This is a genomic window from Enhydrobacter sp. (genome assembly GCA_025808875.1).
Taxonomy (GTDB): Bacteria; Pseudomonadota; Alphaproteobacteria; order Reyranellales; family Reyranellaceae; genus Reyranella.
The window spans coordinates 1,937,317-1,950,820 of record CP075528.1 but is presented as its reverse complement, the minus strand read 5'-3'; the positions used below and the strand labels follow the sequence as shown (position 1 = coordinate 1,950,820).

Sequence of the window (13,504 nt, the reverse complement as noted above, 5' to 3'; positions counted from 1 at the left end):
GTTGTCTAGGAGCCGATGCGCTGCCACCAGTTCGGGCGCGATTGCGGCCAGCCACGCGCCTCCATACAGGTCGACATCATGCGGTCGAAACTGCGCGTGTCGCCGTAGGCGGCCATCGTCCTCGACAGGTCGCCCTGGCCGTAGCGGTCGCGGTCGCCGCTGAAGACGTCGCGGCGCGAATCGTCGACCATGCGCCGCGTGCGCATCTCGTCGTCGACCTGGGCCCGGCACAGGCTGCGGTCGCGCTCGTAGCGCTCCGGGTTGGCGTCGCGTCGGCTCGTGTCGGCCGGCTGCTGGGCACAGGCGCCGAGCGCCAGAACCAGCGCCATAGTACTGAATCCGCGCATCTAGCCGGCTCCCCCGACCGCCGCCTCGATCGCCTTGAGGGCATCCGACGCCCTGGCAGCATCGGGGCCGCCACCCTGCGCCATGTCGGGCCGGCCGCCGCCGCCCTTGCCGCCGAGCGCGGCGACGCCGGCCCTGACCAGCTCGACGGCGCTCAGAGTCTTCGAAAGATCGTCCGTCACGCCGACCACCGCGGAGGCCTTGCCCTCCTCGACTCCGATCAGGGCGACCACGCCCGATCCGAGCTTCTTCTTGAACTCGTCGGCCATGCCCTTGAGGTCCTTGCCCGGAACGCCGTTCAGCACCCGGCCGATCATCTTGACCTTGCCGATCTGCCGCACGTCGTCGGCCGTCGATGCCGCGCCACCCAAACCGCCGCCCGCCAAAGCGAGCGCCTTGCGTGCCTCCGAGAGCTCGCGCTCGATACGCCGTTGTCCCTCGATCAGCGCCTGCAGCCGGGATGGCAGATCCTCCGGTCGCACCTTGAGTGCCGCCGCCGCCCCCTGCAGGAGATCGGCCTGATGGCGGACATGGTCCTCGGCCGCCTGGCCGGCCAACGCCTCGATGCGGCGAACGCCCGCCGACACCGCGCCCTCGCCCACGATCTTGAACAGGCCGATGTCGCCGGTGCGCCGCGCATGCGTGCCGCCGCACAGCTCGACGGAGTATTTTTCACCGTCGGCGCCGCCCATCGACAGCACGCGCACTTCGTCGCCGTATTTCTCGCCGAACAGCGCCATGGCGCCCGCCGCGATCGCCTCGTCGGGGGTCATCAGCCGCGTCGCCACTTCGGTGTTGAGCCGGATGCGCTCGTTGACCGCGTCTTCGATCCTGCGCAGCTCCTCGGGCGAGATCGCCTTGGTGTGGCTGATGTCGAAGCGCAGCCGGTCGGGTGCAACGAGCGATCCCTTCTGGGTCACGTGCTCGCCGAGCTGGCGGCGCAGTGCTTCGTGCAGCAGATGCGTCGCCGAATGATGCGCGCGGAGTTGCGAGCGGCGGACGGCGTCGACAGCCATGACGAGATCGTCACCGACCTTCAATTCGCCCTTTTCGACCCTGGCATGGTGGACGTGCAGGTCGCCCAGCATCTTGTGCACGTCGGCAACGGCGGCCTCGCCAGTCGCGCCGATGAGCCGGCCGGTGTCGCCGAGCTGGCCGCCCGACTCGCCGTAGAACGGCGTCTGGTTGGTGACGATCCAGCCGGTTTGCCCGGCCTGCAGGGCGGGCACTTCCTTGCCGTCGAGCACGATGGCCCGGATCTGCCCCTCGGCGCGTTCGGTATCGTAGCCCAGGAAGTCGGTGGCGCCGACCCTCTGGCGGACGTCGAACCAGATCGCCTGGTCTGCGGTCTCGCCGGAGCCGGCCCAGGCGGCGCGCGCCTTGGCGCGCTGCTCGTCCATCGCCTTGTCGAAGCCTGCGGTGTCGACCTTGATGTCGCGCGCGCGCAGCACGTCCTGGGTCAGGTCGAGCGGGAAGCCGTAGGTGTCGTAGAGCCGGAAGGCAACGTCGCCCTTGAGTACGCCGCCGGCCTGCAGGCCGCGCGTCTCGTCCTCGAGCAGCTTCAGACCGGTGCCGAGCGTCTTCTTGAAGCGCGATTCCTCGAGCTTCAGCGTCTCGGTGATCAGCGGCTGTGCCCGCACCAGCTCGGGATAGGCGTCACCCATCTCCTTGACCAGGGTCGGCACCAGCTTGAAGACGACCGGATCCTGCGCGCCGAGGATGTGGGCGTGGCGCATCGCGCGCCGCATGATGCGGCGCAGAACATAGCCGCGGCCCTCGTTGGAGGGCAGCACGCCGTCGGCAATCAGGAACGACGTCGCGCGAAGATGGTCGGCGATCACTTTGTGTGACGCCGATTGCGGGCCGTCCGGCTCTACGCCCGTCTCGTGCGCCACCGCCAGAATCAGCGCGCGAAACAGGTCGATGTCGTAGTTGTTGTGCTTGTGCTGCAGGACCGCCGCGATGCGCTCCAGACCCATGCCGGTGTCGATCGACGGCTTGGGCAGGTCGATGCGCTCGTCCCTGGTCACCTGCTCGAACTGCATGAAGACCAGGTTCCAGATCTCGATGAAGCGGTCGCCGTCGGCGTCGGCACTGCCCGGCGGGCCGCCGGGAATGCCCTCGCCATGGTCGAAGAAGATCTCCGAGCATGGACCGCAGGGGCCGGTGTCGCCCATCGCCCAGAAATTGTCCGAAGTCGGGATGCGGATGATCCTGCTGTCGGGGAAGCCGGAGATCTTGCGCCAGTAGCCGGCGGCTTCCTCGTCCTCGCTGTACACGGTGACGAGCAGGCGCTCGGGCGACAGGCCGTACTCCTTGGTGATCAGGTTCCAGGCCAGCTCGATCGCGCGCTCCTTGAAATAGTCGCCGAACGAGAAGTTGCCCAGCATCTCGAAGAAAGTGTGATGGCGCGCGGTGTAGCCGACATTCTCCAGGTCATTGTGCTTACCGCCGGCGCGCACGCATTTTTGCGACGTGGCGGCGCGCGAGTAGGGCCGCTTCTCCAGCCCCGTGAAGACGTTCTTGAACTGCACCATGCCTGCGTTGGTGAACATCAACGTCGGGTCGTTGCGCGGCACCAACGGGCTCGATTCCACGATCTCGTGGCCGTGCCTGCGGAAGTACTCTAGGAATGTGCGACGGATGTCGCTGACGCTTGCCATGGTGCGATCCTTGTAGCGTGCGCGCGACGGCCAAGTCCACATGGAGGAAAGCCCGGCCAATGGCGGATTCCGGGGCCAATTCAGGTACTTCCACGGCCACGCTGAGGCTGACGGTCGGGGCCCTGCGCATCGCACATTCGATCACCGTTCCCAGTCGCGCTGTGGCGGCATCCGATGTCGTGCCGGCGCTGCAGGGCCTGGTGAATGCGGTCGTCGAGACTGCCGAGACGGGGAAGGCGATCTCCTGCCGCAGGGGCTGCGGCGCCTGCTGCCGCCAGCTCGTGCCGATCTCGCGTACCGAGGGCGAGCGGCTGCTGCAGTTCGTCGAGTCAATGCCGGCCGGGCGCCGCGCGATGCTGGAAGCGCGCTTCGCCGACGCCGAAGGGAAGGTCGTCGCGGCCGGGCTGGCCGATCGCGTCGACAAATCCGACCGCGAGCTGTCGACGGCCTACTTCGCGCTCGGCGTGCCGTGCCCCTTCCTCGAGGAGGAGAGCTGCTCGATCCATGCCGAGCGGCCGCTGGTGTGTCGCGAGTATCTCGTCACCTCGCCGGCCGAGCTGTGCGCCGGCCCCAAGCAGGACGGCGTGACGCCGGTGGCGGTGCCCAAACTGTCGATGGCGGCCCGCAAGCTCCAGGACGACGCCGACGACTGGTTTCCGCTGGCGCTGCTCCTGCGCTGGGCGCGCGCGCGGCCGGGCCAGTCGACCAAGCGGTCCGGGCCTGAATGGATCCAGCGCTTCCTTCGACAGATTGGACGCGCCCAGAGCTGAACGGAACGCAGCTCGAGTTCCGCTTCCGAAGACGAGGCGAATCTCCGCATCTTCGACAGACGCCAAACCGATCAGGGAGAGACAACACGCTCTCGCGAAACATAAGGCCGCTGCCAAAAATGCCAAAAATGCCAAAAATGCCAAAAATCCCTTGGCGCGACCTCGTGGAGGTAGAAAGGGCGGTGCCGCCGCGTGGGGGAAGCGGCACCGCCCAGGACCGGAGACAGGGAGTCCGGGCCGTAGAACTTGCCGTCAGTCGTCGTGGTCTTCGTTGTCGTCGTCCTTGGAGCCGTCGAGGGCGCCGGCCAGAATGCCGGCGTTCGCGCGGACCTTCTGCTCGATGGCTTGCGCCATCTCGGGGTGCTCACGCAGATAGGTCTTGGTGTTCTCGCGGCCCTGGCCGATGCGCTGGCCGTCGTAGGAGTACCAGGAGCCGGATTTTTCGACGATGCCAGCCTTCTCGCCGAGATCGATCAACTCACCGACCTTGCTGACGCCCTCGCCGTACATGATGTCGAATTCGACCACCTTGAAGGGCGGGGCGACCTTGTTCTTGACCACCTTCACGCGGGTCTGGTTGCCGACCACCTCGTCTCGGTCCTTGAGCGCGCCGATGCGGCGGATGTCGAGGCGCACCGAGGCGTAGAACTTCAGCGCATTGCCGCCGGTCGTGGTCTCCGGGCTGCCGAACATGACGCCGATCTTCATGCGGATCTGGTTGATGAAGATCACCAGCGTGTTGGAGCGCGAGATCGAGGCGGTGAGCTTGCGCAGCGCCTGGCTCATCAGGCGGGCCTGCAGGCCGGGCAACGAATCGCCCATTTCGCCCTCCAGCTCAGCACGCGGCACCAAGGCGGCGACCGAGTCGATCACCAGCACGTCGATCGCGCCCGAACGCACCAGCGTGTCGGCGATCTCCAGCGCCTGCTCGCCGGCGTCGGGTTGTGAGATCAGGAGATTGGCGATGTCGACGCCCAGTTTCTTGGCGTAGGCCGGATCGAGCGCATGCTCGGCATCGACGAAGGCGCAGGCGCCGCCCTTCTTCTGGGCTTCGGCGACGACATGCAGCGCCAAAGTGGTCTTGCCCGAGCTCTCGGGCCCGTAGATTTCGACGATCCGGCCCTTGGGCAGGCCGCCGATGCCGAGCGCGATGTCGAGGCCCAGCGAGCCGGTCGAGATCGATTCGATCTCCAGCGCCTCGCGCTGGCCGAGCTTCATGATCGATCCCTTGCCGAAGGCGCGCTCGATCTGCGCCAGCGCCGCATCCAGCGCCTTGTTCTTGTTCTCCATGCCCTCTTTCTCGACCAGTTTCAGCGCTGCCGACATTGGCTGCCTCCTTCTTCTCCCACCCCCTGTCAGGAGCGGCAATGCGGATAAAACCGGCGCCCATCCGCTTGGCGCCACGTCAATGTACCCATTTTGTTCCATAGAGCAACGGGATAACTAAGAAGCTGATTCTAATTCGTTTGTTGACACATGTTCTAGAGGTGTTCCGCCGACATTGCGACTGGCCCTTGTGGAAAGCCTGAATGGGCGACCTGCTCACACGATTGTGATTGCATCGTCGATGCGATAAGATATCGCCTCACGATAAGAGTAACAATGCTTCCGCTCGCCCTCGCTTTCGCCGCCGCCGCGCTGGCGGCCTTCCTCGTCTTCTTCCGGGGCTTGCGGCTGGACGTCTCGACCTCGCTCTTTGCCACGGTCGTCACCACCCTCGGCCTCGCCTTGCTGGTGAGCGGGGCGGTCTATGTCGGCGCGCTCTTTTAGATGGCGATGCCGTCTGGCCGTTCTGCCCGACGCGAGAACGGCAAGACGAGTACGCGCTGGCGCGGGCCTGACTATCGCGGTCCGAGAATTCCCGCCGACCTGAGGCTGATAATCGTCGCGGCGGTGCAGCCGATCTCGCGCAGCACCTCGTCATTGTGCTGGCCGATCTCCGGCGGATCGCTGACCAGCGGCGGACGCCAGCCCAGCATCTGGAACGGCAGCAGCGGCAGGCGCGTCTGCACACCGCCGGGAAGCGTCGTCGGCGCGAGCGAGCCGTTGGCCAGAAGGTGCGGATGGTTGAACAGGTCCTGCGGCCGCGCGACGGGCGCGAAGGAGATGTCGGCCTCGAGGCACAGGCGCTCGAGCTCGTCCTTGCCGTAGCGCCTGAAGACCTCGGCCACCTTCGGCACCAGCCACGGCCGCGCCTCGATGCGCTGGTTGTTGGTAGCGAGCCTGGGATCGGCGGCCAGCTCGGGCTGCCTGAAGAACTCGCAGAAGCGCTTCCACTGGCCGTCGCTGGTGATGCCGATGAAGACCTGCTGGCCGTCCGAGGTGTTGAAGATCTCGTAGACCGCCCACGAGCTCACCCGCTCGGGCATGGGCGGCGGCGGCGCGCCGTTCATCGCCGTGATGGCGAGGTGCTGGCCCATCAGGAAGACGACCGATTCGAAGAGTGCACTCTCGACCAGGCCGCCCCTCCCCGTGCGGTCGCGCTGCTTCAGCGCCAGCACCGTGCCGAAGGCGCCGAACATGCCGCCGACAATGTCGATCACCGACGTGCCGGCGCGCAGCGGCCGGCCGCTCGGGCCGGTCATGTAGGCAAGACCGCCCATCATCTGCACGACCTCGTCGAGCGCCGGCCGCTTCTCGTAAGGCCCCGGCAGGAAGCCCTTGAGGGCGCAATAGACGAGGCGCGGATTGATCTTTTCCAGATGCTCCGGTCCCAGCCCGCGCCTGCTCATCGAGCCCGGCGCGAAGTTCTCGATCATCACGTCGGCCGATTGCAGCAGCTTCTCCAGCACCCTGCGCCCCTCGGGCGCATCGGCGTCGAGCGCCAGACTCTTCTTGTTGCGATTGAAGTAGCCGAAGAAGCCGGCACCGAAGCCCTTGAGCCTGCGCGTGCGGTCGCCGTCCACCGGCTCGACCTTGATCACCTCGGCGCCGAGATCGGCCAGGATCATGCCGCAGGACGGCCCGAGAATCGTATGCGTCAACTCGACGACGCGAATGCCTTCGAGGGGTGGAGTGATACCCATGTCCTCTCAATGGCACGAGATGTAGTCACATCACCAGTGTCATCCCGAGGCCGAAGGCCGAGGGACCTTTAGGGCAACAGGAAAGGTCCCTCGCTACGCTCGGGATGGCACGGTGCGCGTGGCGACACAACGCGTCAGGCGAACCAGCTGTCGATATCCTTGGTGAAGGGCAGCCCCGCCGCCTCGCCCAGCACCTGATGGCCCATGCCGGCGCCGACCAGGAAGGCTTCCTGGTGAGGCGCGGCGTTGGCCCTCAGCAGGGCACGGATCGCCGTGCCGTCGTGGCCCCAGCCGATCGCCTCGACCTTGCCATCGAAGGCGCGATTGAGGTGCGGCAGGAACTCCTCGCGCTCGGCGTCGCTCAGCCCCGGCACGGCGTCGATGTCACCCAGCAGGAACAGCCGGCCGCCGAATTTCGCGACCAGCGCCGCCACCGAGTTGCGCGGCTCGACGATGATTTCGCCCTTCGGTCCGCGGCGCACGCGGGCCGCCAGGGAGAGCGGCATCACGGCGGCGCCCAGGTTGGCGCCGGTGTTCATCAGCGCCGCCGTCAATTCCTTGTAGGTGATCCCCAGCCGCTCGGCCCGCCTGATGCGCATCCTCGCGACCTCGGGGCTCGGCGTCTTCCAGGCCTTGGCCGAGGCACGGCGCCACACCCAGGCCTCCCACGACATGTCGAAAGTCGGCCCGTTGTTGTGGCCGATGCCCGGCCTGCGCAGCAGGCGCTCGACATTGGGATGGCGGACCCCTAGACGGTCGAAACGATCACCCATGGCGGCATTTTACCGTTAAATTCCGGATCTGTGCAGGCAAAGGGAGTGCCAAAGGTGGACGATTTCCAGGTCGACGTATTGGTGGTGGGGGCCGGCAACGCGGCGGCCTGTGCGGCGCTGGCGGCGCGCGAGCATGGCGCGTCGGTGGCGATGCTCGAGGCCGCGCCCGAAGAGGAGCGCGGCGGCAACAGCACCTACACGGCCGGCGCCATGCGGGTGGTGTTCCACGGCGTCGACGACCTGGTGCAGCTCTACGACCTCACGGAGGACGAGAGGCGCGACGTCGATTTCGGCAAGTACACCGCCGACGAGTTCCTCGACGACATGGGCCGGGTCACCAACTACCGCTGCGATCCCGAGCTGACGGACATCCTGATTTCGCGCAGCTTCGAGACGTTGAAGTGGATGCGGACCAAGGGCGTGCGCTTCCAGCCGAGCTACGGCCGACAGGCCTTCAAGGTGAACGGCAAGTACAAGTTCTGGGGCGGACTCGCCGTCGAAGCTTGGGGCGGCGGACCGGGCCTGGTCGATCTCGAGCACAAGGCGGCGGTGAAGGCCGGCATCCCCATCCACTACGAAACGCCTGCGTTGTCGCTGATCGAGGAGGACGGCGTGGTGCGCGGCGCGATCGCCCGCCACAAGGGACGCCGGGTGAAGATCGGCGCCAGGGCGGTCGTGCTGGCGTGCGGCGGGTTCGAAAGCAACGCCGAGATGCGTACGCGCTATCTCGGGCCGACCTGGGACCTCGCCAAGGTCCGCGGCACGCGCTTCAACACCGGCGCCGGCATCAACATGGCGCTGGCGGTCGGCGCCAAGCCGCACGGCAACTGGTCGGGCGGCCACGCGGTCGGCTGGGATCTCAACGCGCCGGAGTTCGGCGACCTCGAGGTCGGCGACAATTTCCAGAAGCACTCCTATCCGCTCGGCATCATGGTCAATGCCAACGGGCTGCGCTTCGTCGACGAGGGCGCCGATTTCCGCAACTACACCTACGCCAAATACGGCGCGGTGATCCTCGCCCAGCCGCAGCAATTCGCCTGGCAGATCTTCGACGCGAAGGTGCTCGATCGGCTGCGCGACGAGTATCGCATCAAGCGCATGACCAAGGTGAGCGCCGACACGATCGAGGGGCTGGCAAAGAAGCTCGAGGGCGTCGACGAAGAGCAGTTCTTGAGGACGATCAGGGAGTGGAACGCCTCGGTCATGACCGAGGTGCCGTTCAATCCGGCGGTCAAGGATGGCCGCGGCACGCGCGGCCTCAGCGTCCCCAAGACCAACTGGGCCAACACGATCGACCAGGCACCGTTCGAGGCCTATGCCGTGACCTGCGGCCTCACCTTCACCTTCGGCGGGCTCAAGATCACGGCCCAAGGCGAGGTCGAAGGCACCGACGGCCACCCGATCCCCGGTCTGTTCGCCGCCGGCGAACTGGTGGGCGGGTTGTTCTATCACAATTACCCCGGAGGCACCGGCCTGGTGTCGGGTGCCGTGCTCGGCAAGCTGGCGGGCGATGGCGCGGGGCGCTACGTCGTCGGCAAGAACTGAGGCGCGGCCTGCATGTCCGACGATGCCTCGCGCATCATCGGCTTGTACGAGCGGCACGCCGTCGCGTGGGACTCGGATCGGACCAAGTCGCTGTTCGAGCGGCCCTGGCTCGACCGGTTCACCGAGTTGATCCCGCCGCACGGCTCGGTCCTCGACCTCGGCTGCGGCTCCGGCGAGCCGATCGCGCGACATCTGATCGGAGCAGGTTTCGAGGTCACGGGAGTCGATGCCTCGCCGGTGATGGTCGGCCTCTGCCGCGACCGCTTCCCCGATGGGACCTGGATCGTCGCCGACATGCGGCAGCTGCCACTCGGCCGCAGCTTCGACGCCATTCTCGCCTGGGACAGTCTCTTTCATCTCACGGCGGAAGACCAACGACGGATGTTCAGGGCGTTCGCCTGTCATGCCCGTCCGGGCTCGGTGCTGATGTTCACCAGCGGCCCCGCGGCCGGCGAGGCGATCGGCAGCTATCGCGGCGAGCCGCTGTATCACGCCAGCCTCGACGGACCGGAGTACCGATCGCTGCTGGCCGGCGCCGGCTTCGATGTCATCGCGCAGGCGAACGCCGATCCGGCATGCGGCGGCCACACCGTCTGGCTGGCCGTCGCGCGCCGGATCTAGCGGGCGCCGGCAGGGGGCGCTGCATCATCGAGCTGACGCACGCGCCCTACAAAGGCACCGGCCCCGCCCTGCTCAGGAAACGGTCGTGGCCATGGAGGATCCCAAGTCCACCGGCGCGCTGGCGAAGGACGGGCTCGAGCTGCCGCCCTTCCGCAGCCGTGCGGAATTCACCAGGTTCGTCGTCGAGGAGCACGCCTTCTGGGGCAAGAAACTCAAGGAGCTCAACGTCAAGATGGAGTGACGTCCGCACCGCGAGCTCGAACAAATCCCCGTGGGCGGCGCCTCGGCGCTCGCCGTGGCACGAGTCCTGCGTTACGCTGGCGTGAAAAGGAGCCGGCCGGAGCGTGCGTAACCGGCCGCGACGCATCCGCTGGGACGCAGGGAGGGGTGGCGTGGAGGGTCTGGCGCGCGCTGTCGCGGTGATCGACGGCATCAACCGGCGGGTCGGGGCCGTGGTGGCCTGGCTGACCTTGGCAACGGTGGTGGTCTGCGGCCTCGTCGTCTTCCTGCGCTACGCCGCCGGCGTCGGCCAGGTGTGGATGCAGGAGCTCTATGTCTGGACCCACGCCATGACGTTCCTGCTGGCATCGGGCTTCGCCTACCTGCTCAACGCCCACGTCCGCGTCGACATCTTCTACGCCAAGCTCGGACCGCGCGGAAAGGCGTGGGTCGACCTGCTCGGCGTCGTGTTCCTGCTCTTCCCGTGGCTGATCCTGCTCGGCTGGTTCGCCTGGACCTACGTCGCCTATTCGTGGGCGACCAACGAGATATCGGTGCAGAGCAACGGCATGCCGGCAATGTACGTGCTGAAATCGTCCATCCTGGGCTTCGTCTTCCTGGTCGGGCTGCAGGGGCTGGCGTGGATCGGGCGCTCGATCCTCGTGCTGGCCGGCCGCGAGCTGCCGCCGTCCGAAACCCTGACCGGTCCGTTGGGCTGAAGCCGGAGTCCGCCGCATGTCCAACGTCCTGATCGGCGACGTCCTCGCCGTCCTGCTCTTCATCGTCGCCACCTTCGGCGTGCTCCTGGGCTTTCCGATCGCCTTCAGCCTGGCCGGCTTCTCGCTGGTCTTCGCCGGGCTGGGCTGGGCGCTCGGCGTCTTCGACCCGATCATCCTGACCAGCCTGCCGTCGCGCTACTTCGGCCTGATGACCAACGAAGTACTGGTCGCCGTTCCACTCTTCATCTTCATGGGCGCGGTGCTGGAGCGATCCAAGATCGCCGAGGCCCTGCTCGAGACGATGGGCCAGATGTTCGGCACCATGCGCGGCGGCCTGGCCATTTCGGTCGTCGTGGTGGGCGCGTTGCTGGCCGCCTCGACCGGCGTGGTCGGCGCCACCGTCGTGACGATGGGCCTGCTCAGCCTGCCCGCCATGATGCGCGCGGGCTACGATCCCAAGCTCGCCACGGGCGTGATCTGCGCGTCGGGCACGCTCGGCCAGATCATTCCGCCCTCGGTGATCCTCATTTTCATCGGCGACCTGCTGATGGGCGCCAACCAGCTTGCCGCGCAGAAGATGGGAAAGGCGGTCGATCCGGTGTCGGTCGGCGACCTGTTCGCCGGCGCCTTCCTGCCGGGCATGGCGCTGGTCGGGCTCTACATCCTCTACATCGCCGTGCTGGCGCTGATCAGCCCACGGACCTGTCCGGCGATGGAGATGAACGCCGAGGAGCGGCGCACCCTGCCCCGGCGCTTCATGCGGGCGCTGGTGCCGCCCCTGCTGCTGATCGTCGCCGTGCTGGGCTCGATCCTGGCGGGCTTCGCGACGCCGACCGAGGCGGCCTCGATCGGCGCGCTCGGCTCGATCGTGCTGGCGGCCTTCAACCGCGCCTTCTCGTGGCAGGTCCTGCTCGGCGTCATGCGCAACACCGCCGTGATCAGCGCGCTGGTGTTCGGTATCGTGCTCGGCGTGTCGGTGTTCTCGCTGGTGTTCCGCGGGTTGGGCGGGGAGCACCTGGTCGAGCAGTTTCTGAAAGACGTGCCGGGCGGCACCTTCGGCGCGGTCATGGCGGTGATGATCGTCATGTTCGTGCTCGGCTTCTTCATGGACACGATCGAGATCATCCTGATCGTGGTGCCGATCACCGCGCCCGTCATCATCGCCATGGGAGTCGAGCCGGTGTGGCTCGGCGTCATGATCGGCATCAACCTGCAGACTGCGTTCCTGACGCCGCCGGTCGGCTTCGCCCTGTTCTACATGCGCGCCGTCGCGCCGCAATCGATCAGCACCGGCGACATCTATCGCGGCATCATCCCGTTCGTGTTCCTGCAGGTGGTGGCGATCGTCACGCTGTGGATCGCACCCGGCCTCGCCACCTGGCTGCCCAAGAAGATCTTTCCCGATGCCGTGCCGGTGCAGAGCGCACCCGCCACGCCCGGTGGTGCGCCCGGTTCCATCCTCGACGACATCCTGAAGTCGCCGACGCCGGGCGCCGGCAGTGCGCCGCCTCAGGGCGGCTCGCCGCTCGACCAGCTGCTCAACACGCCGGTGCGGCCACCGTCCAGAGACTAGCGCCGGGCGGTGAAAGTCCCCTCCGCCGCGGCACGCCGCGACGGAGGGTGGCACTTTCGCCTACACCGGCGGGCGGAAGCCGGCCAGGCGGGCGTTCAGATATTCCTGCAGGCCGATGCGGCTCCACGCCATCTGCTCGCGCTGGAACTTGTAGTACGATTCCAGCGTCTTCTTGGTGAGCGCGTCGCCCGAATCGCGCAGCTCCTTCAACACCTCGCCCCAAGCCGTGCCGTAGGCCTTGATGAAGTCTTCGGGGAAGTGCTTGAGCTGCACGCCGTGCTGCTTGATCAGTACCTCGAGCGCGCTGGCGTTGGAGGCGTCGTTCTCGGCGGTGAGCTGGCTGTGCTCGTCGCCGCAGCCCCAGGCGAAGATTTGCTGGATGTCCTTGGGCAGGGCGTCGAACTTCGCCTTGTTGACCGTGATCTCGTTCAGGGTCGCCGGCTCGTGCATGCCCGGCCAGTAGTAGTTCTTGGTGACCTTGTAGAAGCCGGCCGCCAGGTCCTGCCACGGGCCGACCCACTCGGTGGCGTCGATGGCGCCCGACTGCAGCGCGCCGAAGATCTCACCCACCGGCAGGTTGACGATGGTGGCGCCGAGCTTGCGCAGCGCCTCGCCGCCCAGCCCGGGAATGCGCATCTTCAGGCCCCTGAAGTCGGCCGCCGACTTGATCTCCTTGTTGAACCAGCCGCCCATCTGCACCGAGGTCGAACCCGCGTGGAAGCCCTTGAGGCCGAACTGGGCATAGGCCTCGTCCCACAGCGCCTGGCCGCCGCCGTAGCGCAGCCACGCCACCGTCTCGTAGTTGGTCATGCCGAACGGCACGGTGGTGTAGAGGGCGAGGATCTTGTGCTTGTTCTGCCAGTAGTACGGCGTCGAGTGCATCAGGTCGGCGGTGCCGCGCTGGACCGCGTCGAAGGCCTCGAAAGCCGGCACCAGCTCGCCGGCGGCGAACACCTTCATCGTGAGGCGCCCGCCGGTCGCGTCGCTGATCTGCTTGGCGAAGCGTTCCGCCGCGGTGCCGCCGCCCGGAAACATCTTCGGCCAGCTCGTCACCATGCGCCATTCGACCCGGCCCTGCGAGATCGCCGGCGTCGCCAACGTCGTCATTGCTGCCGTCGCGACGGCACCTCCTACTGCGGCCTTGGCCAATTTCCTGCGCTTGATCGTGGACATCGCGTTCTCCTCTCCCAACCTGTGAGGTTCCCTGGACGCCGCGGAGCACTGTCGGGGTCGAAGACACCCTACTCAAA

13 protein-coding genes are annotated in these 13,504 nt (G+C 67.0%); 7 read left to right on the top strand and 6 right to left on the bottom strand.

Annotated features, from left to right (window positions below):
* Window positions 1-5: 5 nt before the first annotated feature.
* Together KIT25_09745 and alaS are read right to left on the bottom strand one after the other, a co-directional pair.
* Window positions 6-347 carry a hypothetical protein gene (locus KIT25_09745; GenBank protein ID UYN97186.1) on the bottom strand — a complete coding sequence of 114 codons (342 nt, stop codon included), beginning with the start codon at window positions 345-347 and terminating at the stop codon, window positions 6-8.
* A complete protein-coding gene (gene alaS / locus KIT25_09740) occupies window positions 348-3,008 on the bottom strand; it encodes an alanine--tRNA ligase (GenBank protein UYN97185.1) in 2,661 nt (886 codons plus the stop codon).
* A gap of 59 nt (window positions 3,009-3,067) precedes the next feature.
* On the opposite strand from alaS, the gene KIT25_09735 reads away from it, so the two are divergent.
* Window positions 3,068-3,778 (top strand): YkgJ family cysteine cluster protein, encoded by a 711-nt coding sequence (locus KIT25_09735; protein ID UYN97184.1) that lies wholly within the window; start codon window positions 3,068-3,070, stop codon window positions 3,776-3,778.
* Window positions 3,779-4,030: 252 nt separating this feature from the next.
* Here KIT25_09735 and recA read toward each other — a convergent pair whose 3' ends face one another.
* A complete protein-coding gene (recA, locus tag KIT25_09730; protein ID UYN97183.1) occupies window positions 4,031-5,104 on the bottom strand; it encodes a recombinase RecA in 1,074 nt (357 codons plus the stop codon).
* Window positions 5,105-5,380: 276 nt separating this feature from the next.
* On the opposite strand from recA, the gene KIT25_09725 reads away from it, so the two are divergent.
* Entirely contained in the window at window positions 5,381-5,548 is a 168-nt protein-coding gene (locus KIT25_09725; protein UYN97182.1) for a hypothetical protein, read from the top strand.
* Between the two features lie 71 nt (window positions 5,549-5,619).
* Here the strand turns inward: KIT25_09725 and KIT25_09720 are convergent, their stop codons facing one another.
* Window positions 5,620-6,804, bottom strand: coding sequence for a CoA transferase (locus tag KIT25_09720; GenBank protein ID UYN97181.1), 1,185 nt, complete (start codon window positions 6,802-6,804; stop codon window positions 5,620-5,622).
* Between the two features lie 134 nt (window positions 6,805-6,938).
* Window positions 6,939-7,577 (bottom strand): hypothetical protein, encoded by a 639-nt coding sequence (locus KIT25_09715; protein ID UYN97180.1) that lies wholly within the window; start codon window positions 7,575-7,577, stop codon window positions 6,939-6,941.
* 54 nt (window positions 7,578-7,631) lie between these two features.
* Between KIT25_09715 and tcuA the strand changes: the two genes are divergently transcribed.
* From tcuA to KIT25_09690, 5 genes are all read left to right on the top strand, one after another.
* Entirely contained in the window at window positions 7,632-9,122 is a 1,491-nt protein-coding gene (gene tcuA, locus KIT25_09710; protein ID UYN97179.1) for an FAD-dependent tricarballylate dehydrogenase TcuA, read from the top strand.
* 12 nt (window positions 9,123-9,134) lie between these two features.
* The gene (locus KIT25_09705; GenBank protein UYN97178.1) at window positions 9,135-9,743 is read left to right on the top strand and encodes a class I SAM-dependent methyltransferase; all 609 of its coding nucleotides are present in this window, start codon (window positions 9,135-9,137) and stop codon (window positions 9,741-9,743) included.
* Between the two features lie 85 nt (window positions 9,744-9,828).
* A complete protein-coding gene (locus tag KIT25_09700) occupies window positions 9,829-9,984 on the top strand; it encodes a hypothetical protein (protein ID UYN97177.1) in 156 nt (51 codons plus the stop codon).
* Between the two features lie 190 nt (window positions 9,985-10,174).
* A complete protein-coding gene (locus KIT25_09695) occupies window positions 10,175-10,681 on the top strand; it encodes a TRAP transporter small permease subunit (GenBank protein UYN97881.1) in 507 nt (168 codons plus the stop codon).
* 16 nt (window positions 10,682-10,697) lie between these two features.
* Window positions 10,698-12,254 (top strand): TRAP transporter large permease subunit, encoded by a 1,557-nt coding sequence (locus tag KIT25_09690; GenBank protein ID UYN97176.1) that lies wholly within the window; start codon window positions 10,698-10,700, stop codon window positions 12,252-12,254.
* 60 nt (window positions 12,255-12,314) lie between these two features.
* Here the strand turns inward: KIT25_09690 and KIT25_09685 are convergent, their stop codons facing one another.
* A complete protein-coding gene (locus tag KIT25_09685; GenBank protein UYN97880.1) occupies window positions 12,315-13,418 on the bottom strand; it encodes a TRAP transporter substrate-binding protein in 1,104 nt (367 codons plus the stop codon).
* Between the last annotated feature and the right edge of the window lie 86 nt (window positions 13,419-13,504).

Excerpts from the sequence above, each read along its gene's own strand:
- KIT25_09690 (UYN97176.1), top strand. The coding sequence starts at position 10,698 with ATGTCCAACGTCCTGATCGGCGACGTCCTCGCCGTCCTGCTCTTCATC.
- KIT25_09725 (UYN97182.1), top strand. The coding sequence starts at position 5,381 with ATGCTTCCGCTCGCCCTCGCTTTCGCCGCCGCCGCGCTGGCGGCCTTC.
- KIT25_09745 (UYN97186.1), bottom strand. The coding sequence starts at position 347 with ATGCGCGGATTCAGTACTATGGCGCTGGTTCTGGCGCTCGGCGCCTGT.
- KIT25_09715 (UYN97180.1), bottom strand. The coding sequence starts at position 7,577 with ATGGGTGATCGTTTCGACCGTCTAGGGGTCCGCCATCCCAATGTCGAG.
- KIT25_09735 (UYN97184.1), top strand. The coding sequence starts at position 3,068 with ATGGCGGATTCCGGGGCCAATTCAGGTACTTCCACGGCCACGCTGAGG.
- recA (UYN97183.1), bottom strand. The coding sequence starts at position 5,104 with ATGTCGGCAGCGCTGAAACTGGTCGAGAAAGAGGGCATGGAGAACAAG.
- alaS (UYN97185.1), bottom strand. The coding sequence starts at position 3,008 with ATGGCAAGCGTCAGCGACATCCGTCGCACATTCCTAGAGTACTTCCGC.
- KIT25_09720 (UYN97181.1), bottom strand. The coding sequence starts at position 6,804 with ATGGGTATCACTCCACCCCTCGAAGGCATTCGCGTCGTCGAGTTGACG.
- KIT25_09705 (UYN97178.1), top strand. The coding sequence starts at position 9,135 with ATGTCCGACGATGCCTCGCGCATCATCGGCTTGTACGAGCGGCACGCC.